This is a genomic window from Pseudomonas putida S13.1.2 (genome assembly GCF_000498395.2).
Taxonomy (GTDB): Bacteria; Pseudomonadota; Gammaproteobacteria; order Pseudomonadales; family Pseudomonadaceae; genus Aquipseudomonas; species Aquipseudomonas putida_Q.
Window position 1 is genome coordinate 2265244 of the sequence record NZ_CP010979.1, and the last position, 26173, is coordinate 2291416.

The 26173-nt window shown below is 62.0% G+C and carries 26 protein-coding genes; 7 read left to right on the top strand and 19 right to left on the bottom strand.

The window, feature by feature from the left end:
• Positions 1 to 207 precede the first annotated feature (207 nt).
• From N805_RS10280 to N805_RS10305, 6 genes are read right to left on the bottom strand one after another with little or no spacing between them, the layout of a single operon-like run.
• Complete coding sequence (locus tag N805_RS10280) at positions 208 to 2154, bottom strand: response regulator (RefSeq protein WP_026034706.1); 1947 nt, start codon at positions 2152 to 2154, stop codon at positions 208 to 210.
• Positions 2144 to 3019, bottom strand: a complete 876-nt coding sequence (locus N805_RS10285; protein ID WP_019473913.1) for a sensor histidine kinase — start codon at positions 3017 to 3019, stop codon at positions 2144 to 2146. The genes N805_RS10280 and N805_RS10285 overlap by 11 nt, the downstream gene beginning before the upstream one ends.
• On the bottom strand, positions 3012 to 4028 hold the full coding sequence (locus N805_RS10290) for an ATP-binding protein (protein ID WP_019473914.1): 1017 nt from the start codon (positions 4026 to 4028) through the stop codon (positions 3012 to 3014). Before N805_RS10290 ends, N805_RS10285 begins: the two co-directional genes overlap by 8 nt.
• Positions 4019 to 4423, bottom strand: a complete 405-nt coding sequence (locus N805_RS10295; protein WP_019473915.1) for an anti-sigma regulatory factor — start codon at positions 4421 to 4423, stop codon at positions 4019 to 4021. Before N805_RS10295 ends, N805_RS10290 begins: the two co-directional genes overlap by 10 nt.
• Complete coding sequence (locus tag N805_RS10300) at positions 4420 to 4782, bottom strand: STAS domain-containing protein (RefSeq protein ID WP_016500103.1); 363 nt, start codon at positions 4780 to 4782, stop codon at positions 4420 to 4422. The genes N805_RS10295 and N805_RS10300 overlap by 4 nt, the downstream gene beginning before the upstream one ends.
• A gap of 4 nt (positions 4783 to 4786) precedes the next feature.
• Positions 4787 to 5638 carry an STAS domain-containing protein gene (locus tag N805_RS10305; protein WP_019473916.1) on the bottom strand — a complete coding sequence of 284 codons (852 nt, stop codon included), beginning with the start codon at positions 5636 to 5638 and terminating at the stop codon, positions 4787 to 4789.
• 273 nt (positions 5639 to 5911) lie between these two features.
• Here N805_RS10305 and N805_RS10310 point away from each other — a divergent pair, with 273 nt between their 5' ends.
• Positions 5912 to 6451 (top strand): type 1 glutamine amidotransferase domain-containing protein, encoded by a 540-nt coding sequence (locus N805_RS10310; protein WP_019473917.1) that lies wholly within the window; start codon positions 5912 to 5914, stop codon positions 6449 to 6451.
• Between the two features lie 58 nt (positions 6452 to 6509).
• Here the strand turns inward: N805_RS10310 and N805_RS10315 are convergent, their stop codons facing one another.
• Positions 6510 to 7034 (bottom strand): hypothetical protein, encoded by a 525-nt coding sequence (locus tag N805_RS10315; RefSeq protein WP_019473918.1) that lies wholly within the window; start codon positions 7032 to 7034, stop codon positions 6510 to 6512.
• A 197-nt stretch (positions 7035 to 7231) separates the two neighbouring features.
• Here N805_RS10315 and N805_RS10320 point away from each other — a divergent pair, with 197 nt between their 5' ends.
• The 4 genes from N805_RS10320 (at position 7232) to N805_RS30995 (ending at position 9661) form a co-directional block, all read left to right on the top strand.
• The gene (locus N805_RS10320; RefSeq protein ID WP_019473919.1) at positions 7232 to 8089 is read left to right on the top strand and encodes a glucose 1-dehydrogenase; all 858 of its coding nucleotides are present in this window, start codon (positions 7232 to 7234) and stop codon (positions 8087 to 8089) included.
• A 102-nt stretch (positions 8090 to 8191) separates the two neighbouring features.
• Complete coding sequence (locus tag N805_RS10325; RefSeq protein ID WP_026034707.1) at positions 8192 to 8695, top strand: CinA family protein; 504 nt, start codon at positions 8192 to 8194, stop codon at positions 8693 to 8695.
• 121 nt (positions 8696 to 8816) lie between these two features.
• Positions 8817 to 9281 carry a hemerythrin domain-containing protein gene (locus N805_RS10330; protein ID WP_019473921.1) on the top strand — a complete coding sequence of 155 codons (465 nt, stop codon included), beginning with the start codon at positions 8817 to 8819 and terminating at the stop codon, positions 9279 to 9281.
• A gap of 74 nt (positions 9282 to 9355) precedes the next feature.
• Positions 9356 to 9661, top strand: coding sequence for a hypothetical protein (locus N805_RS30995; protein ID WP_080956793.1), 306 nt, complete (start codon positions 9356 to 9358; stop codon positions 9659 to 9661).
• A gap of 129 nt (positions 9662 to 9790) precedes the next feature.
• Here N805_RS30995 and N805_RS10335 read toward each other — a convergent pair whose 3' ends face one another.
• Positions 9791 to 10315 carry a hypothetical protein gene (locus tag N805_RS10335; protein WP_028613696.1) on the bottom strand — a complete coding sequence of 175 codons (525 nt, stop codon included), beginning with the start codon at positions 10313 to 10315 and terminating at the stop codon, positions 9791 to 9793.
• A gap of 147 nt (positions 10316 to 10462) precedes the next feature.
• Between N805_RS10335 and N805_RS10340 the strand changes: the two genes are divergently transcribed.
• Complete coding sequence (locus N805_RS10340) at positions 10463 to 12250, top strand: thiamine pyrophosphate-requiring protein (protein WP_028613695.1); 1788 nt, start codon at positions 10463 to 10465, stop codon at positions 12248 to 12250.
• 42 nt (positions 12251 to 12292) lie between these two features.
• On the opposite strand, the gene xth is transcribed toward N805_RS10340, so the two are convergent.
• The 5 genes from xth to N805_RS10365 all read right to left on the bottom strand — a co-directional run bounded on the left by xth (position 12293) and on the right by N805_RS10365 (position 17356).
• Entirely contained in the window at positions 12293 to 13099 is an 807-nt protein-coding gene (gene xth / locus N805_RS10345) for an exodeoxyribonuclease III (RefSeq protein ID WP_028613694.1), read from the bottom strand.
• On the bottom strand, positions 13096 to 13338 hold the full coding sequence (locus N805_RS10350) for a hypothetical protein (protein WP_016486338.1): 243 nt from the start codon (positions 13336 to 13338) through the stop codon (positions 13096 to 13098). Before N805_RS10350 ends, xth begins: the two co-directional genes overlap by 4 nt.
• Positions 13339 to 13511: 173 nt before the next feature.
• Entirely contained in the window at positions 13512 to 14465 is a 954-nt protein-coding gene (locus N805_RS10355) for an IS110 family transposase (RefSeq protein ID WP_028613411.1), read from the bottom strand.
• A gap of 388 nt (positions 14466 to 14853) precedes the next feature.
• Positions 14854 to 16038: a M20 aminoacylase family protein gene (locus N805_RS10360; protein ID WP_028613693.1), complete on the bottom strand. Its 1185-nt coding sequence runs from the start codon at positions 16036 to 16038 to the stop codon at positions 14854 to 14856.
• Positions 16039 to 16054: 16 nt separating this feature from the next.
• Complete coding sequence (locus N805_RS10365; protein ID WP_028613692.1) at positions 16055 to 17356, bottom strand: MFS transporter; 1302 nt, start codon at positions 17354 to 17356, stop codon at positions 16055 to 16057.
• A gap of 372 nt (positions 17357 to 17728) precedes the next feature.
• On the opposite strand from N805_RS10365, the gene N805_RS10370 reads away from it, so the two are divergent.
• A complete protein-coding gene (locus N805_RS10370) occupies positions 17729 to 18859 on the top strand; it encodes a porin (protein ID WP_028613691.1) in 1131 nt (376 codons plus the stop codon).
• Here N805_RS10370 and N805_RS10375 read toward each other — a convergent pair.
• The 6 genes from N805_RS10375 to gcvP form a co-directional block, all read right to left on the bottom strand.
• Positions 18836 to 19774, bottom strand: coding sequence for a LysR family transcriptional regulator (locus N805_RS10375; RefSeq protein ID WP_028613690.1), 939 nt, complete (start codon positions 19772 to 19774; stop codon positions 18836 to 18838). The two genes, N805_RS10370 and N805_RS10375, sit on opposite strands and share 24 nt — an antisense overlap.
• 82 nt (positions 19775 to 19856) lie before the next feature.
• Positions 19857 to 20363 carry a peroxiredoxin gene (locus N805_RS10380; RefSeq protein ID WP_028613689.1) on the bottom strand — a complete coding sequence of 169 codons (507 nt, stop codon included), beginning with the start codon at positions 20361 to 20363 and terminating at the stop codon, positions 19857 to 19859.
• A gap of 88 nt (positions 20364 to 20451) precedes the next feature.
• Positions 20452 to 20592: a hypothetical protein gene (locus N805_RS30750; protein WP_016486219.1), complete on the bottom strand. Its 141-nt coding sequence runs from the start codon at positions 20590 to 20592 to the stop codon at positions 20452 to 20454.
• A 227-nt stretch (positions 20593 to 20819) separates the two neighbouring features.
• Complete coding sequence (gene lipA, locus N805_RS10385; protein ID WP_028613688.1) at positions 20820 to 21812, bottom strand: lipoyl synthase; 993 nt, start codon at positions 21810 to 21812, stop codon at positions 20820 to 20822.
• 167 nt (positions 21813 to 21979) lie between these two features.
• Positions 21980 to 23233, bottom strand: a complete 1254-nt coding sequence (gene glyA, locus N805_RS10390; RefSeq protein ID WP_028613687.1) for a serine hydroxymethyltransferase — start codon at positions 23231 to 23233, stop codon at positions 21980 to 21982.
• Between the two features lie 63 nt (positions 23234 to 23296).
• Positions 23297 to 26167 carry an aminomethyl-transferring glycine dehydrogenase gene (gene gcvP, locus N805_RS10395; RefSeq protein ID WP_028613686.1) on the bottom strand — a complete coding sequence of 957 codons (2871 nt, stop codon included), beginning with the start codon at positions 26165 to 26167 and terminating at the stop codon, positions 23297 to 23299.
• Positions 26168 to 26173 lie beyond the last annotated feature (6 nt).

Consider the following 26173-nt stretch of genomic DNA (forward strand, 5'->3'; position numbering starts at 1 on the left):
TTCCCCGTAAACAACCTGTGGAAGCGGGCTTGCACCCGAAGCAGGCTGCGCGGTGGTTGGCACGGGCTACGCCCGTGTTCGCGGGTCAAGCCCGCTCCCACATGGACCGCATCGCGTCCAACTCATGCGCCATACCTGTGGGAGCGGGCTTGCCCCGCGAACCCCGGCGCAGCCGGGGCCGTATTGACCGGCCTTATGCAGGCAGTTTCATGTCGCATGACCCAGTGCCCGGCGTACCTTGACGAGCAGTTCGCTGATCTGGAACGGCTTGATCAGCAGGTCCATGCCACTGCCCAGAAACGCCTGGCGGTCCAGGGCGGTCTCCGCGTAGCCGGTCATGAACAGCACCGGCAGCCCCGGCCGGTAGCTCCGCGCCATATCGGCCAGCTCGCGGCCGCTTATGCCTGGCAGGCCGACATCGGTCAACAACAACTGAATACCGGCATCTTCACGCAGATGATCGAGGGCCTGCTCGATGGTTTCGGCCAGCACGCAGCGATATCCTGCATCGGCCAGTACTTCTGCCACTGACAGGCGCACCGAAGCCATGTCCTCGACCACCAGCACATATTCCCCGGCGCCTTGCTGGTCGACTTGCGGGCTGGGCGCCTCGCAAGACTCCTGCTGGTTGCTGGCAGGCAACATCAGGGTGACTTCAGTGCCCAGCCCCGGCGCGCTGTGGATCGACACGTGCCCGCCCGACTGGCGGGCAAAACCGTAGATGGTCGATAGCCCAAGACCGGTACCTTGTCCTACCGGCTTGGTGGTAAAAAAGGGATCGAATACCTTTTCCAGCAGCTCCGGCGCGATACCACAACCATCATCGCGTACCGTCACCGCCACATAAGGGCCATCCCGCAGGTTGGGGTCACCGAGTGAGAAGGCCGCCGCCGTATTCACCCAGATATGCCCGCCCTTGGCCAAGGCGTCGCGGGCGTTGATCACCAGGTTGAGTACCGCGCTCTCCAGCTGGATGGGGTCGACCAGCGCAGTGGTGGGCTCGTGTGACAGCTCCAGTTGCAGCACGATTCGCTCACCAATGGTGCGATTGATCAGTTCCTCCAGCGAGCGAACCCGCTCGTTGATGTCCACCGGCCGCGTGTCCAGGGGTTGCTGCCGTGCGAAGGCGAGCAGCCGATGAGTCAGCGAGGCAGCGCTCATGGCAGAGCTCAAGGCCGCGTCGGCGTATGCAGGGACCTTTTCGATACGGTTCTCTGCTACCCGTTTACGAATCAGCTCCAGGCTGGTGATGATGCCGGTCAACAGGTTGTTGAAGTCATGGGCGATACCGCCTGTCAGGCTGCCCAGAGCATCCATCTTCTGCAGCTGCAACAGTTGCGCCTCGGTCTGCTCACGCTGGGCCGTTTCCCGCGCCAACTGGGTGTTTGCGTCCTCCAGGCGCGCCAGATGCGAGCGCTCGCGGTGGCGATGCTCGGTGACGTCCTCGACAAACACCAGGCACAATCCCGGCTCCCGGTAGGGCGATAGCTGCCACTCGGTATCCCGGGGCATGCCGCCCACATGCATGCCTAACGTGCCGCGCCAGCGCTGCCCCGCAAGCAGGTGCTGACGCAAATCGGCGATGGCGGTCTGCTGGTCATCGGCGAAGCATTCCTGCAACGCATCGGGGTTGCGATTGTCCTGGATCAACTGCTCGAAGGCATGGTTGCATTCATGCACCTTCAGCCCTGCATCAACCACGGCGATCGGGGCTGACACATTGGTGAAGATTTCCCGAAAACTCGCCTCGCTTTCCCGCAAGGCCCGCTCAGTGTCACGTACCCGTAGCAGGGTACCCAGGGTGGCCACCAGCACGTCGGCGTCCACGGGGTGAACCAGGTAGGCGTCGGCGCCTGCATCGAGCCCGGTAATGATGTCACCCGTCTGGATCGACGCCGCCGACACGTGGATCACGGGTAGCAAGGCCGTTTCGGGCCTGGCACGCAGCAACCGGACGATATCGAAGCCGCTCATGTCCGGCAGGTTGACGTCCAGGATCAGCGCATCGAACTGCTCGCGGCCGATCAACGCCAGCCCCTCGCCACCGGTGCCAGCCTCCATCACCGTGTAGCCATGCAGTGCCAGGCGGCGGCGCAGCGCATAGCGTGTGGCGGCGTTGTCGTCGACAATCAGCAGACGGATATCAGCGTTCATCAGCGCTCTCCGGGGCCAGCGCCATCGGCAGAATGACAAAAAAACACGACCCGCTGCCAGGCGTACTTTCCACCCCCACCTTCCCGCCCAGCAGCGCCGCAAAACGCTTGCACAGCGACAGCCCCAGCCCAGTGCCACGCAGGCGTTTTTGCAGCGGCGAGTCCACTTGGGCGAAGTCTTCGAACAAGCCGCCGAGCAGCTCGGGGGCAATACCAATCCCCGTATCACTCACGGCAAAGCGGACCTGGTCGCTACCCAGAAGCTGCGCTGACACGCGCACTTCACCGCGGGTGGTGAACTTCAAGGCGTTGGAGATGAAATTGCGTAGGATCTGCGCCAGCTTCTTGTCATCGGTATACATCTTCGGCAGGCCCTGCGGCTCTTCGAAGATCAGGTCTACCGCGCCGGTGTCGACGATCGGGCGGAACATGCCGCGCAAGGCCGCGAACAGGTCGAGCATATCGAACCAGGCAGGCGATATGGTGATGCGGCCGGCTTCGATCTTGGCAAGGTCCAGCAGGTCGTCGACCATATCGCCCAGTTCACGCGTCGCGGTATTGATGAACGCCACCTGCAACTGCTGCTCCTTGCTCAACGGCCCGTCTACCTCGTCGGCGAGCAGGCTGGTGATGCTCAGGATCGAACCCAAGGGCGTGCGGAACTCGTGGCTCATGTAGGAGAGAAAGCGGCTTTTCAGGTCCGACGCCTGGCGCAGTTGCTCAGCCTGGCTGTCCAGCTCGGCATACAGCGCCAGCACCCCCTGGTTGGTGTCCTCCAGCTCGGCGCGCAGCGCCTGGTTTTCGGCCTGCAAGCGGATGACGAGGTCGGCCTGCTCGGCGCTGTTGTTGGATGATGGTTCAGCCATGCACGGTCTCCAGGTCAATGACCAACACCGTCACGTCATCCCGCCCACGGCAGAAATCGCGATGCAGCACGGCGGCTATAACCGCCGGGTGGCGGTGAACAAGCCCGGGGTAGGTTTGCAGATTCCAACGGGACTGCAGGCCGTCACTGAACATGATCAACAGATTTCCCTTCACGTGAGCGTAGTCGAACACCTGGCCCTTGCGGTATTGCCCGCCGACGATGCCCGGGTGCGAGGCCAGGCCGCGAGGCCGTTCGGTGCCGACCAGGGTAGCGCCGATATTGCCGATGCCGATAAACGACAGGCGGTCGCCGGTACCGTCGTACTGGGCGATGCCAGCCGCACCGCCACGGGTGCCGGCCATTGCATGATGCATCTCGCCAAGCACGTGCTCCGGCGCGCTGAAGGGCGCCAGGGTAAAGGCCTGAATGCCCGCCTTGGCCGCACGCTCGGCCTCCTCGCCATGGCCAAGGCCATCGATCATCACAGCGCTGAAACGCTGATCAGCAAGCGTTACGTGCCAGCTGTCACCGCAGGCCGGGTCATCGTGCAGCGAATGCTGGGTGACGCCGATGCGTATATCCCTGACCGTATGATCTTGCCGGTAAATGCGCGCCAGTACCACAGCACCCTTCGCGTCGGCGTGCACGTCAAACACTTGCGCCAAGCGGCTGACCGCCCCCAGCCCGATGCCCTGGGTGCCGCCGGTGGAATAGCCATCAGCCAGGCAGCTGGCCAGGTCGAACCCCTGGGCACGGTCTACCGCCACCAGCTCGATTCCCGGATCGGCGCCATGCGCAAGCACGCGTATATGCAATTCGCCACGCTCGGCGTGCTTGAGCACATTGCTGGCAAGCTCGGTGGCAACAATGGCCGCACGGCCAGCGTCGGCGGCAGAGAAACCAAGCTGCTCGGCCAGCTTCTGGACAACACGCCGGGCATGCCCGACCTGGCTGGCCTCATCAAGGCGCAGCACCTGCGTCAAACTCGCTGCCAGGTTCACGCCCATCGGGTGATCGTTACCCGGGTGCCTTGCCCGGGAGTGGTGTCCAGATCAAATTCGTCTACCAGCCGGCGAGCGCCGGTCAACCCCAGGCCAAGCCCGCCGCCTGACGTCCAGCCATCGGTGAGGGCCAGTTTGACGTCGGCAATGCCCGGCCCCTCATCACGAAACACCAGGCGCAGGCCAACCCGCCCGGCTTGTTCGATGACCTCCCAGTCCATGTCACCGCCGCCACCGTATACCACGGTGTTCCGTGCCAGCTCACTGACAGCCGTGACCAGTTTGGTAAGGTCGACCAACCGCATGCCGCAGTCAGTGGCAATCTTGCGGGTCAGCTGACGGGCCAGTACCACGTCCTGCTCCAGGCGTACCGGCTGGCTACCGCTTTGGCGGATGCTCATGAGTGGCCTACCCGCTGCCGCAACAGATGCATGCCGCGGTCGACATTCAGTGCAGTGCTTACCCCGGGCAAGGTCAGGCCAAGTTCCACCAGGGTGATGGCCACCGCGGGTTGCATGCCGACCAGCACAGTCTCGGCATCCATTATCCGTGAAAGGCCGGAAATACTGGCGATCATGCGGCCAATGAACGAGTCGACCATATCCAGCGCGGAAATATCGATCAGCACGCCGCGGGCTGAAGTCTGGTCGATTCGGTCGGTAAGATCGTCCTGCAGGCGCAGCGCCAGTTGGTCGTGCATGTCGACCTGAATGGTTACCAGCAGGAATTCGCCCATTTGCAGAATGGGAATACGCTCCATCGCCTCACACCTTCTCGCCAGTGCTGGTACCCAGACGCGAAAGCGCCAGCTTCAAGGCGTCAGCAAGGTTGGACTTGGTGGTCAACGTGCCCAGGTCAAGGCCCAGGTGCACGATGGTCTGGGCGATTTGCGGGCGAACACCGCTGATGATGCAATCGGCGCCCATCAAGCGGATGGCCGTCACGGTCTTGAGCAGATGCTGCGCGACCAGGGTGTCCACAGTTGGGACACCGGTGATATCGATGATGGCAATCTCAGAGCCGGTATCGACAATGCGCTGCAGCAGCGACTCCATCACTGTCTGGCTGCGTTGCGAGTCGAGTGTGCCGATCAACGGCAGGGCCAGTACACCCTCCCAGAGTTTGACCACCGGGGTGGAGAGCTCAAGCAACTCTTCCTGCTGGCGCTTGATCACGCCTTCGCGGTTTTTCTGATAGGTCCGTATGGTGTGCAGGCCGAACGCATCGAGCAACTGGGAGATTTCCCACAGTTGTTCGGCCAGCAGCGCTGGTTTTTCTCCGTAATGGGCCTGCAACAACCTGAACAGCGGCCCCTTGAGGGCGAAGATGAAATAGGCCGTCTGGTGCGATTCCTGCCCGACCTGGGCACGGCTTGCAGACAGTTTTTCGAGGAAGCGCCGGGCTTCCTCCCAATCTTGCGCACCAATCTGCGTACCGGCCTCCTTGCGCAGCCCGTCAATCACCAACTGCAGGAAGTCATGCGTCTCCTGGCGCAAGTCGTGTTCACGAATATTGCGTGTCGCGCCATTGGCCTCCAGGGCGCTGATCCACTCCGCCAGCAACTGCGCCTGATTACCGACAATTGCTTCCAACGTGCTGTTCTGCAGTGCTGCCATGTGCGCTTCGCTCCTGAAAAATGCCTGGCCGGCTCACCAATGTTTGCGCCGGCTTCGACAATGACATCTACCGGTGAAAATAGTTGTGGCGCTGATCAATAATTTCATTGCGCCATCTTCTGTGACGCTAACTGTAGGCCAAGTTACCGGTGCGCGTTACCGCCGGGCCCAAGGTCCAACCCATGGCAGAACGAGCCGCCGAGCATCGAGCAGGAACTTTGCTCGCTGTTCGCAGGCCCCTATGGAAGGCCTATCAGTAAGAGGAAACACATGATGAGTGCACAACTGAACGGCAAGCGCGTGGCCTTTCTGGTCACCGATGGCTTCGAGCAAGTAGAACTGACCGGCCCGCGTGAAGCGCTGGAAGACAGTGGCGCAGTGGTGGATATCCTGAGCGACAAGGAAGGCAGCGTACGTGGCTGGAACCATGACAAACCCGCCGACGAATTCAATGTGGACGCTACCTTCGACAGCGCGCAGCTTGACCTGTACGACGCCCTGGTGCTGCCCGGCGGCGTGCAGAACTCCGACACGATTCGCCTGGTCCCCGGCGCGCAAAAGCTGGTAAAAAGCCATGATGCGGCGGGCAAGCCGCTGGCGGTCATCTGCCACGGTGGGTGGCTGCTGGTATCGTGCGGGTTGGCTAAAGGCAAGCGAATGACCAGCTACAAGACCTTGCAGGATGACATTCGCAACGCCGGCGGTACGTGGGTGGATGAACAGGTGGTGGTGGATGGCAACCTGATCACCAGCCGCCAGCCGGATGATATTCCCGCCTTCAACGCGCAGCTGCTCAAGGCGCTGGCCGGCTGAGTCTGATCATCTTCAGCGCGTCTTCTGGTCGCACCGGGTGCCGACCAGGAGGCGCTGGTCACGCCAGCTGGATGTAAACCGAATAGCTGCCCAGCAAGATCCAGAAGCCGAGGAAAATCCAGGGCGTGCGCAGGGAAAACAGCAGCGATTTGCGGTGCCCCGCCTGTGAGGTTTCTGCCTCGCAGAACAGCGGCGATTCATCATAAGCCAAGCCCATCATCGGCTCGCTGCGCAGCAGATGGCTTTGCTTCAATTGCCAGTGCTCGATGATCCGGAAGGCCGCGCGAATGCCTGGCCAGGCGTTCAGCGTACTGAGCACGCCGAGCAGTGCGAGAAAAGCCGGCACCATCAAGGTGAACATCTCACCCCAGCCCTGGTTCAGGTTACTCATCGCCGAGACGTACGCGATGACCAGAAACGACTGCGCAGTGAGATAGGCATCGGTTCGGTTGGCCAGGATGCTGGTCTCGTACTGAATTTCGCGTCGATAGAAGTCCAGCCGCTCTTTCGGCGTACCGAACATCCTTGCATTTTGCTGATCGATCTCATGTTCAGGTGTGGCGGGCGTGATGATTCGAGGCACTGCGATACTCCTTGAAAACCTTGGCCTTGCCCGTGACAGCGCAAGGCCGGTGAGCGGTAGAGCTGTCCACGCGACGAAAATTCATTGGCAATGCGCGTGACAACCGCCCGTCGCACAAAGCCAGGATCCACTTCAACACCGGCTGCGCGCGCCCCCTCGAACGGTAACGAGCGTTTCCGACTGCTGGAGATATCACCATGAGCGACTACCCTACCCCGCCCTTCCCATCCCAACCGCAAAGCGTTCCCGGTTCACAACGCAAGATGGAGCCGTATCCGGACTGTGGCGAGCAGACCTACACCGGCAACAACCGGCTTGAAGGCAAGATCGCCCTGATTACCGGTGCCGACAGCGGCATCGGCCGCGCCGTAGCGATCGCCTATGCCCGCGAGGGCGCTGACGTTGCCATTGCCTACTTGAATGAACACGAGGATGCGCAGGAAACGGCGCGCTGGGTCGAGGCCGCTGGCCGGCAGTGCCTGCTGCTGCCCGGTGACCTGGCACACAAACAGCACTGCTACGACATTGTCGACAAGACCGTGGCACAGTTCGGTCGCATCGATATCCTGGTCAACAACGCCGCGTTCCAGATGGCCCATGAAAGCCTGGCCGACATTGACGACGATGAATGGGTGATGACGTTCGACACCAACATCACTGCCATTTTCCGCATTTGCCAGCGCGCGTTGCCCTCAATGCCCAAAGGCGGGTCAATAATCAACACCAGCTCGGTCAACTCCGACGACCCGTCACCCAGCCTGTTGGCCTATGCCGCCACCAAAGGGGCGATTGCCAATTTCACTGCAGGCCTCGCCCAGTTGCTGGCCAAGCAAGGGATTCGGGTGAACAGCGTGGCCCCCGGCCCGATCTGGACACCACTGATCCCGGCCACCATGCCTGACGAGGCGGTAAAAAACTTTGGTTCAGGCTACCCGATGGGGCGACCGGGGCAACCGGTCGAGGTGGCGCCGATCTACGTCTTGCTGGGTTCGGATGAAGCCAGCTACATCTCGGGTTCGCGCTACGGCGTTACAGGGGGCAAACCTATCCTCTGAATGCTTTGCCGGGGCCTGTATGCACGGGCCCCAGTGCTTCTGCCTGAACCATTTGCACTGCCAGTGCGTCCACCGCACAACAACTCGTGAGTCGATTCGAAAATGGCGTGCGATCCAGTACTGGCCGTGCTCGGCTACCTCAAAGATCATCAATTGATACTCACCACGGCCGAGTCCTGCACCGCAGGGTGCATGGTGGCTTTGCTGGCGGCTTTTCCAGGTACAGGGGAGGTATTGGAAAGCGGCTATGTGGTGTACTCACCCACTGCCAAGAAGCGCCTGCTAGGGGTGAACCAGGACACGATCGAGCGCTATGGCCTGACCAGCGAGGCCGTCGCCTGGGAGATGGCCTTGGGCGCGTTGAAGGACAGCGACGCCAACGTGGTCATCGCTACCACTGGCGTAGCCGGGCCAAGCCCGCAATCGGGGATCCTGCCCGGCACGTTGTGCTTCGCCTGGGCGTTTGCCGGCGAGCCCATTGCCGTGTTTACCCGCACCCAGCGTTTTTTTGGCGAGCGCTCGCAGGTGATGCACGACGGCGCCGTCTATGGGCTGACCCGACTGGTTCATTATCACGAACGCTGGCTGAGAGGCGAGCGCGCCTGAGGGAATTGGGCCTGCCGGATCGAGCCTGTGCTACCAGACATCATCAACGTTGAACCCTGCCGTGTACTGCTACTCAACACCAAGGAAGCCATTATTCATTCGCCCGCAACGAGGTGACACCATGAATGCAATCGATCTGCTGATGCAAGACCACAAACTGGTCAAGAAGCTGTTGGAAGAGCTCTCCTCGACCACCGAGCGTGCCGTTAAGAAGCGCGCTGATCTGCTGCACCGGATCGAGCAGGAACTGCAGGTCCACACGGCCCTGGAGGAAGACATCCTCTACCCCGCGATCAAGCAGGCCGGTGGCAAGGAGGAAGCCAAGATGTATTACGAAGCCAAGGAAGAACACCGGACTGTCGACGCCCTGGTGCTCCCTGATCTGCTTCATACGGACACCGGCACCCTTGAGTTTGCCGGTCGGGTGAAGGTGATGAAGGAGCTGCTCGAGCATCATATAGAGGAAGAGGAAGAGGAACTCTTCCCCACGGCGAAGAAGCTCCTGGGTAAAGCCCAACTGGACGAACTGGGGGCCGCCATGGAAGCCCAGAAAAAACTGCTCAAGGGTGAGCAGCGGGCTGCTTGAGTAAAAGGCGCCTCGCCAGACCGGGCGCGACCGGTCTGGCGAGGCGCCATGGTTAATGTCTGGGACTCGTTTCGATGGACAGCTGGATCGAATTGCTGGAATGGCCTGCCATGGCGGTCACAGTGGTGGCAGCCTGGTGCATCGGGTCGCACCGCCCCGGACGACGCATGGTGGGTTTCTGCTGTTTTATCGCCAGCAACATACTGTGGTCAGTCTGGGGATGGCATGCCCAGGCTTGGGCGCTGATTGTGCTGCAACTGGTGCTGTGCGCCATGAACCTGAGGGGGTGGAGGAAGAGTAAGCGCGCGTCAAGGAAAGCTCAGGGTGGTGCCGATACCCCGTCATATCAACTGCAGCCTGGAACTATCCGACGTCAGTAGCAACCCGTAGCGTCGTGCGCCACTGCGACTGTTCCTCGCCTGTTTTTGCCTTGACTGATCGCCGCTCGGCGGCGCTGACCATCTGCGCAAGACGCACGTAGCCGGCTTTTTCCTGTGCGCCTCATCGCGCTAGCGCCACAGCATCATCAAAGCACCGCCAATGCCGCTGACCGGGTCCTGCTCCGGGCCTGGTACTTTGGCAATCCGTGCCAGCGCCTGCTTGTGCGCTGCTCGATCTGGCCGATTTATCTCGTAGTGCTCCTGCCCACAGGGATAAGCGCCCACCACCAGAAAGTCCTCGCTGTGCTCGATGCAGCGATGGCCGGTGCCTGCGGGCAGCACCAAGACATCACCCATCCCCACGCTCACCGTCTGGCCCGCTTCGCCGCCAAGCATCACCTTGGCCCACCCGCAGGCAATGCCCAATGCCTCATGGGCGTTGGGGTGGAAGTGGTGGTAGTCGAATATGCCGTCACGCCACAACGGCGCCCAGCGGTGAGCGCTGAACAACGCCTCGAATGCACTGGCATTGTCTGCCGACGGTTCAAGCGGTACGCGATATAGCAATACCGGGTAACGGCTGTTCGGCATCGCGCCGTCGTCTTCGAAATACAGGGTCTGCACGCGGGCACCTGCGGTGTCGATAACGTTCATGGTGCGCTTCCTGGTTTTCTCGTCGGTTTACTTGCGAACACCCGTCTGTATCAAGGTTCCAGTCGGCAGACCGGTGCGCATACCGTTGAAACTTTAGCGACGCGTGCCAAGTCCAGACACCTATCAATCACAGAACGGGAGCAGGCAATGACCGGCACGGTAGGCGACTTTCTGGTCGAGCGTTTGTATCAATGGGGGGTGCGGCGCATCTTCGGTTACCCCGGCGACGGCATCAACGGCGTGTTCGGCGCGCTGAGCCGGGCCAACGGCAAGATCGAATTCATCCAGGCCCGCCACGAGGAAATGGCCGCCTTCATGGCCAGCGCCCATGCCAAATTCACCGGCGAACTCGGCGTTTGCATCGCCACCTCCGGCCCGGGCGCTTCGCACCTGCTTACTGGCCTGTACGATGCGCGCATGGACCACCAGCCGGTGCTGGCCATCGTCGGCCAACAGGCCCGTGCGGCACTGGGCGGGCACTACCAGCAGGAACTCGACCTGGTGTCCATGTTCAAGGACGTCGCCGGTGCGTTCGTGCAACAAGCCTCGACGCCGGAACAGGTGCGCCACCTGCTCGACCGTGCAGTGCGTACAGCCGTCGGCGAACGCCGCGTCACTGCCGTGATCCTGCCCAACGATCTGCAGGACCTGCCCTACCACGAACCCCCCAGGGCTCACGGTACCGTGCATTCCGGCATCGGCTACAGCAAGCCCAGGGTGGTGCCGTTCGATCAAGACCTGCAGCGCGCCGCCGATGTGCTCAATGCCGGGCGCAAGGTGGCGATACTGGTAGGGGCCGGCGCCCTGCAGGCGACTGATCAGGTTATTGCGGTCGCCGAAACGCTGGGCGCTGGCGTGGCCAAGGCGCTGTTGGGCAAGGCTGTTCTACCAGACGACCTGCCGTGGGTTACCGGGTCGATCGGGCTGCTGGGCACCGAACCCAGCTATCAGCTGATGAGCGAATGCGACACGTTGCTGATGATCGGCTCCGGTTTCCCCTATTCCGAGTTTCTGCCCAAGGAAGGCCAGGCGCGCGGCGTGCAGATCGACCTGCAGCCCGACATGCTCAGCCTGCGCTACCCGATGGAGGTCAACCTGGTCGGCGATGCCAGTGAAACCTTGCGCGCACTGTTGCCACTGCTCGAGCACAAGACCGAACGGCGCTGGCGCGACAAGGTCGAGACCTGGCGTGCACAGTGGGACAAGACCGTGGCCAAACGTGCGCTGGTCAAGGCCGACCCGATCAACCCGCAACGTGTGGTCCATGAACTGTCCCCTCGCCTGCCCGACCACGCCATCATCACCAGCGATTCTGGCTCCTGTGCCAACTGGTTTGCCCGCGACCTGCAGATCCGCCAGGGCATGCAGTGCTCGCTGTCCGGTGGCCTGGCCTGCATGGGCGCCGCCGTTCCCTATGCGATCGCGGCAAAGTTCGCCCACCCGCAACGCGCGGTGGTTGCCCTGGTGGGTGATGGGGCAATGCAGATGAACAACCTGGCTGAATTGATCACCGTGGCCAAGTATTGGCGGCAGTGGGACAACCCACAGTGGATCTGTGCGGTGTTCAACAATGAAGACCTCAACCAGGTCACCTGGGAACAACGGGTAATGGAGGGCGACCCCAAGTTCGAGGCTTCGCAGTCCATTCCTGACGTGCCCTACCATTTGTTCGCCATTTCCATTGGCCTGCAAGGTATCTACGTAGAGCGCGAAGAGGACGTCGCCGAGGCGTGGGAACGCGCACTGGCCGCTGATCGGCCGGTACTGATCGAGTTCAAGACCGACCCGGACGTGCCGCCTTTACCACCTCATATCAAGCTGGAGCAGGCGAAGAAGTTCGCCAGCACCTTGCTCAAGGGCGACCCGGACCAGGCCGGGGTCATCGTGCAGACGGCCAAGCAAGTGCTCAGCTCAGTACTGCCCGGCAAAAAATAACGGCCGAAAAGAGCCCGCGTCGCTGCGCGGGCCAGGCGTTTTTTACACTGTCTGTGATCGACCGCGCCGTGTACCCAGCGCTATCCAGGCGGGTGCATGATCGCTGGCCTTGACCTCGTTGCGCACCCAGGCATCAACCCCCGCCTGCTTCAGGTAAGGCGCCAGCTCGGGGTTTAGCAACAGATGGTCGATGCGTAACCCGGCATTGCGCTGCCAGTGATTGCGGAAATAGTCCCAGAAGGTGTAGACCCGCTCGTCCGGGTACAGATGGCGTATGGCATCGACCCAGCCCTGATCCAGCAGTTGCTGGTAACACGCGCGCGACTCAGGCTGTAGCAAAGCGTCCTTCAGCCAGGAGCGCGGGTTGTAGATATCCATGTCGGTGGGCACGACGTTGAAATCACCGGCCAGCAGCGTGGGGTGGCCACTTTCATACAGGCTATGCGCATGCTTGATCAGGCATTCGAACCAGCGCAGCTTGTAATCGAACTTGGGCCCTGGCTGCGGGTTGCCGTTCGGCAAGTACAGGCACGCCACCAGCACGCCATGTACCGCCGCTTCCAGATAGCGGCTCTGGCTGTCATCTTCCATGCCTGGCAAGCCGCGGCGAACCTCCAGCGGATCGCTGCCCCGTGCCAGGATGGCCACGCCGTTCCATGACGGTTGCCCTTGGTAAAGGCAGCCATAGCCTGCCGCCTCCAGCTGCGCGCGAGGGAACTGCTGATCGGCTGCCTTGAGCTCCTGCAGGCAGGCGATGTCGGGCTGCTCGCGTTCCAGCCAGGCCAGCAGCGCTGGCAAGCGGCTGCGGATGCCATTGATATTGAAGGTGGCAATCTTCAGCGCTTTCATGCGTCGGGGTCGCTTACATGGGCCTGCACGGCGTCTTCCAGCGCGCGGATATGCGCCTCATCAGCCAGCGCCTTTAGCGCCAACCAGTCGTCCCAGTCGATGGCGCCATCGTCGCGCAGGGCCTCGGCGGTGCGAACCAGTTCATGGTGATAGGCATCCGGTGACTCGCGCCGGTAACTGATGTCATCGTACTGGGCGTACCAGGCTTCAAGTTCGGGAATGCTGCGTTCGATGCTCATGAAGGCGTCCTCGCTGTACCCTTTGCTTGTGAGAGCCCTGGCGTGGCGGGACGTTCAATTGCTGTAGCCCGCGCCAGGGTTGGCTGCCGGATCAGCATCCAGCTTCCGGGAGGCAGCCCAGGTACTGCGTAGGCCTGAAGCCTACGCGATACCTGTGGGAGATTCTATGGTTTTCAGCAAGCCGGTTTCCCACCTTTGGAGACATATTCGTCCTGATTCTTCATCAGGGCGAATGCCACTCGCGCAAGCTTTCTGGCCAGGATTACCAACGCCTGGGTTGTTGCTTTACCCGCATTGCGATGTTGTTCGTATATCCCTTTCCAAGTGGCCGTCCGGCTGGCTGACATCGCCGCGTTATGCAACAGACGACGGATTTCTGAGCAGCCTCGCTTGGTCAGGCGGCGACGTCCATTCTTCTGCCCAGAATCAATCACTCGTAGATCCATTCCCAGGAATGCAATGTACGAATCACTGCTCTTGAACTCGCCCCGCATAAAGGCCATTACCAAGGCAGTGGCGGTGAGAAACCCAATGCCCTCTACCGCTTGGCAGCGAGCAACTTGCTCGTGCAGCCCAGCTTCGCGCAGCACCTCTTTAATTTTCTTTTGGATCAACAAATCCAGCCGGTCTATCGATTTTACAAAGGTTGTGAAGGCGGCTTTCAACAGGGCTTCATTAGCCCAGCTTTGAGTCATCGCCGTGCGGGCAGTCACCAAGGCCGCTCGGCGTCGCAGAAGGCTCTGAAGCTTGCCGTAGACGGCGGGAGGGGGAGTCCAAGGGCGGAGGTCTTCCCCCTCGTTTCTCAAAAATCGGGACAGCAACCGAGCATCAGTGGGGTCCGTTTTTACCCGTACACCCACGCTTTTGCGGTAGTTGCTCAGTTGGAATCCATCAATGACATAGACCTCGAAACCCAGGCTATGGGCCAGCTCAACCAAGTCCAGGTGGTAAACATTGGTCGCCTCAACAGCAATTGCCGTGTTGAGAGGCTGTTGCTTCAGCCATTTCTTGATTTCCGGTTTGGTATTTTTCACCTTGATGATCTCATCGCGATCATCGTGATGAATCACTAACTCTGCTTTCGCGACATCCGCACCCACGATCAATTTGCCAGCCTGCATTGCCACGGGAGCCTCCTCACGTTATGGTTTTTTGGCTTGAAGGGGTTTCACCAAGAGGCGCTGGCTTGCTTCTATCGTCGTTTGCAAACGATGCATTCTTTATCGGCGCTTTGGTGGAAGGGGTGGGGCGATGTCTCCCACGGTCTGTACTGCTGTGAACAGTCAGAATCGGGCATTTAGTCCCACCACCCCTTCAAGTCTAACCATACAAGCGGGCATGCCCGCGAAGGATTCATCGCGGTGAATGGCACCGGCTTCGCCGGTGTTCGCGGCTAAAGCCGCTCCCACAGAGCCTGTGTGAGCCTGAACCCTGCGCTCCCATGGTGCTCGCCTGCAAACCAGTTGCTATCACAAAGGGAAGCATGGAGGGCCGGCGCCCCGCCCGGCAATGGCATCAACGCAGGTAGTCCTGAACCCACTTCACCCAGCAATCGGCGCCAATCTTCACCAATGCATCATTGAAATCGTAGTGCGGGTTATGCACCGAGCACCCATGAAACTCGCCGGTACCATTCCCCAGCATGAAGTAACACCCAGGCCGTGCCTGCAACATGTAGGCAAAGTCTTCGGTGCCCATGACCTTCTTCGGCATCTTGTCCAGCAGCGCGCCGTCGGCGAACAACGGCCTCAGGCTTTCACGCAGCAACGCGCTTTCGTGGTCACTGTTGCACAACGCGGGGGCCAGCTGGGTGTATTGAACGTCGATCTCCACGCCAAAGCTTTCGGCATGCCCCCTGGCCAGGGCGTCAATGCGGCTGTTGATCTTCTGCTGGGTCTCGGCCGTGTCGGTGCGCACGCTCAGCAGCATGCTGGCTTCGTCAGGAATGATGTTGTAGACGGTACCGGCCTGGATCATGCCGATGCTGATCACGGCATATTCCTCGACGCTCAGGTTGCGCGACTTGATGGTCTGGATACCGCTGATCAGGCTGTTCAACGCCATCACCGGGTCCACCGACAGTTCCGGCATCGCCCCGTGCCCGCCTTTGCCGGTGATACGAATGCTGACGCGCTGAGAGGACGCCATGGTTGGCCCGGCCTGGACCACGCAGGTACCCACCGGCATGCCGGGCATGTTGTGCAGCGCATACACCGAGTCACACGGGAAGCGCTCGAACAGGCCGTCGTCGATCATCGCCTTGGCCCCGGCCAGGCCCTCTTCGTCCGGCTGAAAGATCACGTTCAACGTGCCGTTGAAGCTGCGCGTGGCCGCCAGTTGCGCAGCGGCTGCCAACAGGATCGCGGTATGCCCGTCATGGCCACAGGCATGCATGCGACCGGGGATCTTGCTGGCATGCTCAAAGGGGTTTTTCTCACTCATGGGCAATGCGTCCATGTCTGCACGCAGGCCGATGCTGCGCGGGCTGTCCCCTGCTTGCAGCACCCCGACCACGCCATGCCCGCCTACGTTGCGATGCACTTCATAACCCCAGGCCTGCAACTTGTCGGCCACCAGCGCCGCCGTGTCAGGCGTGTCGCCGCCAAGCTCCGGTGCGGCATGAATCTGCCGGCGAATCACAACGAACTCTTCCAGCCCTGCTGCCGGGGGCTGAGGTTGATTGCTGTCAAAAGTAGTCATGTTCAAAGTGCCCATGTCACTCGCATCCTTTGTTTTCGGGGAAGTATTTGAGGCAGGCCAGGCTGACAACACCACCGGCCAGCAGGAAGTACGCCGGCGCCAACGGGGTGCCGAGCGCCGCAATCAGCCAGGTCGCCACCAGCGGCGAAAACCCGCCGAAAATCGTTACCCCCAGGCTGTAGCTGACCGAGGTGCCGAACGAGCGCCGCGCTTTCGGGAAGCCCTCCATGATCAGCGCAAAGAACGCGCCGGCACCGATGCAGGTAGGCAGTATCAGCACCGCCACGCACATCATGGCCAGGCCCATGTGCTGCACCTGCCCAAGCAGGTAGAACACCGGCAGGGTCAGCACCACCGGCATGGCAACCGTCCACCCCAGCAGGCGCTTGCGCAGCTGATACTTGTCAGCAAACTTGCCGGCCAACGGGCAGATGACCGCCATGCAGCCGCTGCTGATACAGGCAATTGCCATCGCGCTGCCTGGCGGGTAATGCAAGGCCGTGGTCAGGTAGGTGGGCATGTAGAACACGAACAGGTACATGCCGATGGTCGAGCTGGCCATCAGGCCGATGCCTTGGGCGATACGTTTGAGCAGTTCAGCGTCCAGCGCCTGTTCGGCCTTGTGCGCCGGGGCGGCCGCATGGGTTTCTGGCAAACGCGTGCGAATGTACCAACCGACCGGGCCGATCAGCAGGCCGAAAATGAACGGGATCCGCCATCCCCAGCTTTCCAGGGCGGCAGGCTCGAGCAACTGGCTGAGGGCAAAGCCAAAGCCGGCCCCCAGCAATGCAGCGTATCCCTGGCTAGCGGCCTGCCAACTGACGTTCTGGCAACGTTTGCCAACCGCACTGGACTCCATCAGGAACACCGACGCGGTACCCACCTCCCCGCCTGCCGACATGCCTTGGATAAGCCGGCCAGCCACCAGCAGCACCGTGGCGAAAATGCCGATCTGCGAATAGGTGGGCGCAAACGCGATCAGCGCAGTACCCAGGGTCATCAGCCCGATGGTCAGGCTCAATGCCGCCTTGCGCCCGCGCCGGTCGGCATAGCGACCGATCACCATCGCCCCCACCGGGCGCATCAGGAAACCGACACCGAAGGTGGCCAGCGACATCAGCAACGAAGCCATCGCCGACTCGGCGGGGAAGAAATGCTTGCCGATCAGCACAGCGAAAAAGCTGTAGATCGTGAAGTCGTACATTTCCAGTGCATTGCCCAGCGAGCAGGCAATCAAGGTTTTACGTGAGGAAGATGCCTGCGCGGCTGAATGCGCGCCCGTCTGCATGAGGGTCGGTGCGGGTAGCGGTGTAGTCATTGTTATCTCCGATGGCAATTCGCGGCATGCAGCGAATATCGGCCAATCGGGCACCCAACACACTTGCAGTTTAGGCATGTGGCTAACCATTGGTTAATTGACCGGACCGCTCGCTGGCCAATTTGCCCTGAACTGGCGCACAGATTGCCTTGCCTCTGCGCGCTGCCCCTTTAGTGCTCACTCAACCCGGCAGCAAGCGCGGCCTCGCGCGTGTTCGAAGCCTGTCTAGCGCAGACCTTCTCGCCACCCGTAACGCCCCGCAGGGCCTTGATTAACCAAACGGCATGACATGGCCGAATAAGCAATCACGCTGCAACGCGCTGTTCACCGACGCTACAGCCACCACATCACTGTGCTGGCCTGGAGTCGTGAATGAACACTCGCACTACGTCGTTGCTGCTGATGATCCAAGGGGCGTGCCTTGCCGCGCAGGCACAGGCCGAGGGCTTTCCGACGCTCGGCCGGATTGCGCCGGGCTTTGGTTATTACGGGGTGGATAACGGTTTCGATGACAACCTCAAGGTCTACGGCACCGTGGATGCATTCGCCAGCTATCACGACTCGCAGCACCACTCGGGCTTTCGCCTGGCCGGCGGCGGCGCCTGGACCAACAAGGTCGGGCTATATGCCCGCAAGGGGCTGAACCCCGACACCGTGCTGGAGCTGGACGTCGAGGAAGGTTTCAACGTGAATGGCAAAGCCCTGGAAGGCACCTGGGACACCATTGGTACCCTGCGCTTGGCAACCGTCGCCCTGCGCTCGCGCACCGTGGGCAAGCTTGAGTTCGGCAAGACCTACAGCATGGGCACGCCCACCTACGCTGACCCGTTCCTGGCCACCTACGGCTCACCCTACACCTACCTGGCCCTGCCGGCCGCCGGCAAGGGCGCTTTTTACCTGGACCTGCGCCCCAAGCACACCCTGGCCTACACCAGCCCGAACCTGAACGGCTTCAGCATCGGCACCGCGCTAAGCTTCGGCTTCGACGATGCCGCCAGCCAGGGGCGCACCGTGCGTGGCGGCGGCGCCAGGTTGCAATACCGCAACAGTCGGGTGATGCTGCTGGCCTCCTACAACCTGTATTACAGCGACCCCTGGGACGACGCGGGCAGCTCACGCCAGACCGCCAACTACTACAAGAGCCTGTCGGCGTTCTACGATTTCGGCCCACTGGCCACCAGCCTGACCTGGCAACGCCAGGACGTAGACCAGGCCGGCACGCCCAGTACCACGCTATACACCTTGGGGGTGATGGCGCCAGTCGGCGAGCGGGATGTGCTGCGCCTGGCCGTGATGCAACGCAAGGTCACCGCCCGCGACAAGGACGCAGCAGGGGTGATGATCGGCTATGACCATTTCATCAACCCACGCTGGGCCGTCTACGGACGGCTCGGCCTGATTGCCAACCAGCGTGCGTCGTCAGTCACCTATGCCGGCACCCCGGTGGACCAGGTTGGCGACAACCCTGGCAATGTCTCGCTAGGCATGTACTACCACTTCTGACGCCACTGGGCGGGTTTGCCTGAGCACCTGCCCGCGCAAGCTGTGGAACAGCTCCTGGGCAGGCGCCGTTAGGCTGTGGCGGTCGATACAGACCAGGTTGATGGGGTAGTCCGGAATAAGCTCCTGCACCGCCATGGCCACGTACTCGCCATGCACGCCCAGAGTGAAGCCCTGGTCCACCGCCAGCTCACTGATGGTCATCAACGATTCGGTGTTTTTCAGCAGCTTGAGCGCCATCATCACCGAGGTGCATTCAATGGTGTTCTGCGGCACCTGAAGGCCGTTGACCTCGAACAGCTGGTGGAACTGCGAAGCCTGGTCCGACAATTCGTCCAGGCTGATCCAGTGGCCGTACTGCAAGGTGCGCAGCGACTTGGAAAACTTTTGTGCGTTGGACGCGTGGCAAATCACCCTGCCCTTGATACTGCCCAGCGCCTCCCAGTCCAGGCTCAGCCGGCTCAGCGGTTGCTGCGAGGTAATGGCAAAGTCCAGGCTGCCGTCGCGCAGGCGTTGCAGGATCTGGCTGGGGCGCAAGTCGGTGATGGTGATCTTCACCCGCGGGTACTTGCGCCGGAATGCCAGGATGCTCTCATCGACACCATCGAGCATCGCCGTCAGCGATGTCACCCCGATCGACACCGCGCCCAGCGCGGCATCCTGAATGCTCGCGGCTTCGATCTGCAGGCGACGGATGCTCTCCACCACGAGGTTGGCGTGGCGGATGACGCGCTTGCCTTCCTCGGTAAGGGCCATGCCTTTGTGCGACCGCTGCAACAGGCTGAAGCCGACTTCCCGTTCCAGGTCCTTGATCGAACGGCTCAGCGCAGGCTGGGTAATGTGCATGAGCTTGGAAGCTTCAAGGATGCTGCCTGCGTTGTGGATGGCGACCAGCGCCTTGAGTTGATGCAGTTTCAACCGTCTTTTCCCTTGTTGTTATCGGGTCGGTTTGAAATAGGCTTTGGCGACCCTGACAGGCCCTGACTGAAAGGCCTGGCGGCTACACGTGACGCAACGTGGCCAGCACGCTCGCCGCATCACTGACCTCGAACTTGCCGGGCGCTTCGACAGCAATGTGTTTGACAACCAGGTTGTCGACCACCATGGCGTAACGCAGCGAACGGCGCCCCAACCCACGCGCCGACAGGTCCTGGATCAGGCCCAGTGCGTCGCTGAACTCGCCGTTGCCATCGCCGATCATCCTCACCGCTTCGCCCACCTGCAGGCTGTTGCCCCAGGCATTCATGACAAAGGCATCGTTCACGGACACGCAGAGAATCTCGTCAACTCCCGCGGCGAACAACGCTTGTGCCTCAGCGACATAACCCGGGACGTGGCGTTCGGAGCAGGTAGGCGTGAACGCGCCGGGCAAACCGAAAACAACCACTTTTTTCTGCTTGCAGTGCTCGTGAACGGAAAAGGCATTCGGGCCGATCGCGCAGGCGCCTTCGTCATTGTTGTACTCGTACAGCGTAACGTCGGGCAGTAGATCGCCAGTGTTGATCATCGTGGTCTCCTGGGTGCGTTGATGGCCGGGCACGCTATGATGCCGCAGTCCACCAGGCCAGGTACACCATGCCCGCCGCAACGTCCGTTCAACGCGCCAATATCGCCTGGGTATGGTCGATGGAAGGAACGGGCACCAGCACACGCCGAGCCGCCAGCCATTCCCGCATGCGCGCCGTATCGAAAATCTGCCCCTCTTCCATCATCACCAGGATGAGCGCTTGTGACATTCGGTAACATCCACACTGGGAACAATGCCGCTCTTCCCATCCCTGGGTGCACTCGACGGATTGCGCCTGTCCCGCGCAAATCAGACAACTCATGTAAGCCCCCTTTTGTTTTTGTCCATGGAGGTGAGCGCAAGGTTACGAAAATCGTATGCCAAGCGCTGTACATGAGATTTCCATGCCAACTTTTAATTCCCTCCCTTTTTTAAAGTGCGATCAGGGCGCAACGCTCAACCGGCAACGGCGCGTTCCGCTAACTGCACTTGCTGGTCAGCCTGGTAGGACGAACGCACCAATGGCCCGGATGCCACGTTTCTGAACCCCATTGCCAAGCCCTGCTCGGCAAACCAGGCAAAGGTGTCCGGGTGCACGAAGCGCTGCACCGGCAGGTGGCTGCGTGAAGGCTGCAAGTACTGCCCCAACGTCAGCATGTCGACCTGATGCTCGCGCATGCGCTGCATCACTTCGATCACTTCTTCATCGGTTTCGCCCAGGCCTAGCATCAGCCCGGACTTGGTCGGCACCCTTGGTACCTGTTGCTTGAAGCGCTCCAGCAGGTCCAGCGACCACTCGAAATCCGAGCCCGGCCGGGCCGCCTTGTACAGGCGCGGCACGGTTTCGAGGTTGTGGTTGAACACGTCTGGCGGTTCCTGGCCGGTGATGGCCAGGGCCACCTCCATGCGCCCGCGGTAATCGGGCACCAGGGTTTCCAGCTGAATACCCGGCGACAGCCTGCGGATCTCGCGCAGGCAATCGGCAAAATGCCCGGCGCCGCCATCGCGCAGGTCGTCACGGTCCACCGAGGTGATCACCACGTACTTCAGGCCCAGGTCGGCGATGGCGATGGCCAGGTTCTTCGGCTCGTCGACGTCCAGCGGCTTGGGTCGACCATGGCCGACGTCGCAGAACGGGCACCGCCGGGTGCAGATGTCGCCCATGATCATGAATGTCGCCGTGCCGCCAGAGAAGCACTCGCCCAGGTTCGGGCAGGCGGCTTCCTCGCACACGCTGTGCAGCTTGTGCTTGCGCAGCAGGGCCTTGACCCGCGCTACCTCGGGCGTGGTAGGAATGGCCACGCGGATCCAGTCGGGCTTGCGTGGCACATCCTCGGTGGGCAGGATTTTCACCGGGATACGCGCCACCTTTTCGGCGCCGCGCAGTTTTACCCCGGCCTGCAAAGGCTGCGGGCGCGGTGGTGTGTGTTGCAGTTGTTCGGTTGACATGGCTGGCTCCTGGCTCTGCGCTGATATTGACCGACAGCATCACAGGGGCTGCTTTGCAGCCCTTCGCGGGCTTGCCCGCTCCCACAGGAGTTGCGCAATACCTGAGTCCAGCGCCGCACCTGTGGGAGCGGGCAAGCCCGCGAAGGGCCGCAGAGCGGCCCCATTTGCTAGGCTGGATATACCGGGAACATCTTGCACAACTCAGAGACCTGGCCCGCCACATGGGCCTCGACGTCAGCATCACCGAGGTGGTCGAGAATGTCGCAGATCCAGCTCGCCAGGGCTCGGCACTGCGCTTCCTTGAAGCCACGGGTCGTCACCGCCGGGGTGCCGATGCGCAGGCCCGAGGTCACGAACGGCGACTGCGGGTCGTTGGGCACGGCGTTCTTGTTCACCGTGATGTGCGCACGCCCCAGCGCAGCATCGGCGTCCTTGCCGGTAATGCCCTGGCGGATCAGGCTGACCAGGAACAGGTGGTTGTCGGTGCCGCCTGAAACCACGTCGAAGCCCCGCTGCATGAACACCTGTGCCATGGCCTGGGCGTTGCTGATGACCTGGCGCTGGTAGTCCCTGAAGCCAGGCTCCAAAGCTTCCTTGAAACACACCGCCTTGGCCGCGATCACATGCATCAGCGGCCCGCCCTGCCCGCCCGGGAACACCGCCGAATTGAGCTTTTTCTCAAGCTCCGGGTCCGCCTTGGCCAGAATCAGGCCACCACGTGGCCCGCGCAGGGTTTTGTGGGTGGTGGTGGTGACCACATCGGCATACGGCAGCGGGTTGGGGTACAACCCCGCCGCTACCAGCCCGGCGACGTGGGCCATGTCGACGAACAGGTAGGCCCCGACCTTGTCGGCGATCTGCCGAAAACGCGGGAAGTCGAGGGTTTTCGAATAGGCCGAGAAGCCCGCCACGATCATCTTCGGCTGGTGCTCGACGGCCAGCCGCTCGACTTCGTCGTAGTCGATCAGGCCGTTGGCGTCGATGCCATATTGCACGGCGTTGTACAGCTTGCCCGATGACGACACCTTGGCACCGTGGGTCAGGTGGCCGCCATGCGCCAGGCTCATGCCCAACAGGGTGTCGCCGGCTTGCAGCAAGGCCAGGTAGACCGCAGCGTTGGCCTGGGAGCCAGAATGCGGCTGGACGTTGGCATAACCCGCGCCGAACAGTTGTTTTGCACGGTCGATGGCCAACTGCTCGACCACGTCGACATGCTCGCAGCCACCGTAATAACGCTTGCCGGGGTAGCCTTCGGCGTACTTGTTGGTCAGTTCGGTACCTTGGGCCTGCATCACCTGCGGGCTGGTGTAGTTTTCCGAAGCGATCAGCTCGATGTGGTCTTCCTGGCGTTGCACTTCGCGGCGGATGGCCTCGGACAGCGCAGGGTCGAAATCGGACAGGGTCAGGCTTTTATGGAACATGGGTGTGATTCCTTGATTGTCTGGTCGGCAAATATGGCCCGGAGCGGCTCCGGGCCAGCAGGGTCAGGCGTTTTGATAGCTCGACAGCGGCGGGCAGGCACAGGCCAGGTTGCGGTCGCCGTAAACGTTGTCCACGCGCCCCACCGGCGGCCAGTACTTGCTCTCGTGCAAGTCGGCAAGCGGGTACACCGCCAATTCCCGGCTATAGCTGTGGGCCCATTCACCGACCAGTTCGCTGGCAGTGTGCGGGGCGTTCTTCAACGGGTTGTCGAGCGCGTCCAGGGTGCCGTTTTCCACCGCGCGAATTTCTTCGCGGATGCAGATCATCGCGGCGCAGAAGCGGTCCAGTTCCTCCTTGGACTCGCTCTCGGTCGGCTCGACCATCAGCGTGCCGGCCACCGGAAAGGACATGGTCGGGGCATGGAAGCCAAAGTCGATGAGCCGTTTGGCCACATCCTCGACGCCAATGCCGCTGCTGTCCTTGAGCGGGCGCAGGTCAAGAATGCACTCGTGGGCCACCAGGCCGTTCTCGCCGGTGTACAGCACCGGGTAGTGCTCTTCCAGGCGCCGGGCAATGTAGTTGGCACTGAGGATCGCCAGCTGCGAGGCACGCTTGAGCCCTGCCCCGCCCATCATGCGGATGTACATCCAGGTGATCGGCAAGATACTGGCACTGCCATATGGCGCCGCACTGACCGCACCCTGCTGCTTGGGCAGGTGGCCGTGCCCCGGCAGAAACGGCGCCAGGTGCGCCTTGACGCCGATCGGGCCGACCCCGGGGCCACCTCCGCCGTGGGGAATGCAGAAGGTCTTGTGCAGGTTCAGGTGCGACACATCGCCACCGAACTTGCCGGGCGCACACAACCCGACCATGGCGTTCATGTTGGCGCCGTCCAGGTACACCTGGCCGCCACACGCATGAATGATGTCGCAGATTCGCGTGATGCCGTCTTCGAACACCCCGTGGGTCGAAGGGTAGGTAATCATCAGGGCCGCCAGCTTGGCCTTGTGATGCTCGGCCTTGTGCTGCAGGTCGGCCACATCGACATTGCCGCGCTCATCGCAGTTGACCACCACCACCTGCATGCCGGCCATCTGCGCCGTGGCCGGGTTGGTGCCATGGGCCGACGACGGGATCAGGCACACATCACGCCCGGCCTCGCCACGGCTGGCGTGGTAGGCGCGTATGGCCAGCAGGCCGGCGTACTCGCCCTGGGACCCGGCGTTGGGCTGCAACGACATGGCGTCATACCCGGTGGCCGCACACAGCATGGCCTCCAGCTCATCGGTCAGTTGGCGGTAGCCCAGCGATTGGCTGGCCGGGGCGAACGGGTGCAGGGCGCCGAACTCGGGCCAGGTGATCGGGATCATCTCGCTGGCGGCGTTGAGCTTCATGGTGCACGAGCCCAGGGCGATCATGCTGCGGTCCAGGGCCAGGTCCTTGTCGCCCAGGCGACGCAGGTAGCGCATCAGCTCGGTTTCAGAGTGGTAACGGTTGAACACCGGGTGCTGCAGGTAATGCGTGTCACGCAGCAGCACCGACGGCAGGCAATCGGCACCGTCGGCAGCCAAAGCGGCGAAGTCCGGAAGCGCCTGCCCGGCGCCCGCGAACACCTGCCACAGGGCCTCGACGCTGTCCTGCTCGCAGGTTTCATCCAGCGCGACGCCAACCCGTACGTCGTCGATCAGGCGCAGGTTCAGCCGGGCAGCGTTGGCCGCCGCCAGCACATCGGCCAACGGCCTGGCGGTTACCACGCTGACGGTGTCGAAGAAGTGCGCCTGTTCGACATGATGCCCAAGCTGGCGCAACCCCTGCACAAGGATCGCCGTCAGGCGATGCACCCGCCGGGCGATCTGTGCCAGGCCTTGGGGGCCGTGGTAAACCGCATACATGCTGGCGATGTTGGCCAGCAGCACTTGTGCGGTGCAGATGTTGCTGGTGGCTTTCTCGCGGCGGATATGTTGCTCGCGCGTCTGCATGGCCAGGCGCAGTGCCGGTTTGCCGAAGCGGTCGATGGACACCCCGACCAGGCGGCCGGGCATGTCGCGCTTGAACACATCGCGGGTGGCAAAATACGCCGCATGCGGGCCGCCGAAACCCAGTGGCACACCCAAGCGCTGGGCGCTGCCGATGACCACATCTGCGCCCCACTCCCCCGGGGGCGCCAGCAAAGTCAGGGCCAGCAGGTCTGCGGATACCGAAACCAGCGCGCCCGCTGCATGGGCGCGTTGCACCAAGGCGCGGTGATCGACAATTGCACCGGTACTGGCCGGGTACTGCAACAGCAGGCCGAAATAGCCGTCCAGGGGCTGGCCCTCCAGCGCCGCCTCATCATCGATGACCACCTCGATACCCAGTGGCCGCGCACGGGTAAGCAACACATCGAGGGTTTGCGGGTGGCAATGGCGAGAAGCGAAGAACGCCGGGGCTTTGTTCTTCGCCAGGCGCTTGCAGAAGGCCATGGCCTCGGCGGCAGCGGTGGCTTCATCGAGCAACGAGGCGTTGGCGATTTGCATACCGGTCAGGTCGCTGACCAGGGTCTGGAAGTTCAGCAGTGCTTCCAGGCGGCCTTGGGAAATTTCCGGCTGGTACGGGGTGTACGCGGTGTACCAGGCCGGGTTCTCCAGCAGGTTGCGCAGGATCGGGGCCGGGGTATGGCAAGGGTAATAGCCCTGGCCGATGTGGTTGCGATACAGCTGGTTGTTCGCGGCAATCGCCTTGAGTGCGGCCAGCGCCTCTGCCTCGCCCTGCCCCGGGGTCAGCGTGAGCACACTGCTGCCTTTTATACTGGCGGGGATGACGCTGTCGACCAGCGCGTCGAGCGAATCATGGCCGGTCAGCGCCAGCATGGCCTCGATGTCGCCTTCGCGCGGGCCAATGTGACGGGCGACAAATTCATCAAGCGTGCCCAGCGGGATACACGGGTTGTTCATGGCGGC

Coding starts and splice junctions, on each gene's coding strand:
- N805_RS10280 (WP_026034706.1), bottom strand. CDS start 2,154: ATGAACGCTGATATCCGTCTGCTGATTGTCGACGACAACGCCGCCACA.
- N805_RS10285 (WP_019473913.1), bottom strand. CDS start 3,019: ATGGCTGAACCATCATCCAACAACAGCGCCGAGCAGGCCGACCTCGTC.
- N805_RS10290 (WP_019473914.1), bottom strand. CDS start 4,028: ATGGGCGTGAACCTGGCAGCGAGTTTGACGCAGGTGCTGCGCCTTGAT.
- N805_RS10295 (WP_019473915.1), bottom strand. CDS start 4,423: ATGAGCATCCGCCAAAGCGGTAGCCAGCCGGTACGCCTGGAGCAGGAC.
- N805_RS10300 (WP_016500103.1), bottom strand. CDS start 4,782: ATGGAGCGTATTCCCATTCTGCAAATGGGCGAATTCCTGCTGGTAACC.
- N805_RS10305 (WP_019473916.1), bottom strand. CDS start 5,638: ATGGCAGCACTGCAGAACAGCACGTTGGAAGCAATTGTCGGTAATCAG.
- N805_RS10310 (WP_019473917.1), top strand. CDS start 5,912: ATGAGTGCACAACTGAACGGCAAGCGCGTGGCCTTTCTGGTCACCGAT.
- N805_RS10320 (WP_019473919.1), top strand. CDS start 7,232: ATGAGCGACTACCCTACCCCGCCCTTCCCATCCCAACCGCAAAGCGTT.
- N805_RS10325 (WP_026034707.1), top strand. CDS start 8,192: ATGGCGTGCGATCCAGTACTGGCCGTGCTCGGCTACCTCAAAGATCAT.
- N805_RS10330 (WP_019473921.1), top strand. CDS start 8,817: ATGAATGCAATCGATCTGCTGATGCAAGACCACAAACTGGTCAAGAAG.
- N805_RS30995 (WP_080956793.1), top strand. CDS start 9,356: ATGGACAGCTGGATCGAATTGCTGGAATGGCCTGCCATGGCGGTCACA.
- N805_RS10335 (WP_028613696.1), bottom strand. CDS start 10,315: ATGAACGTTATCGACACCGCAGGTGCCCGCGTGCAGACCCTGTATTTC.
- N805_RS10340 (WP_028613695.1), top strand. CDS start 10,463: ATGACCGGCACGGTAGGCGACTTTCTGGTCGAGCGTTTGTATCAATGG.
- xth (WP_028613694.1), bottom strand. CDS start 13,099: ATGAAAGCGCTGAAGATTGCCACCTTCAATATCAATGGCATCCGCAGC.
- N805_RS10350 (WP_016486338.1), bottom strand. CDS start 13,338: ATGAGCATCGAACGCAGCATTCCCGAACTTGAAGCCTGGTACGCCCAG.
- N805_RS10360 (WP_028613693.1), bottom strand. CDS start 16,038: ATGACTACTTTTGACAGCAATCAACCTCAGCCCCCGGCAGCAGGGCTG.
- N805_RS10365 (WP_028613692.1), bottom strand. CDS start 17,356: ATGACTACACCGCTACCCGCACCGACCCTCATGCAGACGGGCGCGCAT.
- N805_RS10370 (WP_028613691.1), top strand. CDS start 17,729: ATGAACACTCGCACTACGTCGTTGCTGCTGATGATCCAAGGGGCGTGC.
- N805_RS10380 (WP_028613689.1), bottom strand. CDS start 20,363: ATGATCAACACTGGCGATCTACTGCCCGACGTTACGCTGTACGAGTAC.
- N805_RS30750 (WP_016486219.1), bottom strand. CDS start 20,592: ATGTCACAAGCGCTCATCCTGGTGATGATGGAAGAGGGGCAGATTTTC.
- lipA (WP_028613688.1), bottom strand. CDS start 21,812: ATGTCAACCGAACAACTGCAACACACACCACCGCGCCCGCAGCCTTTG.
- glyA (WP_028613687.1), bottom strand. CDS start 23,233: ATGTTCCATAAAAGCCTGACCCTGTCCGATTTCGACCCTGCGCTGTCC.
- gcvP (WP_028613686.1), bottom strand. CDS start 26,167: ATGAACAACCCGTGTATCCCGCTGGGCACGCTTGATGAATTTGTCGCC.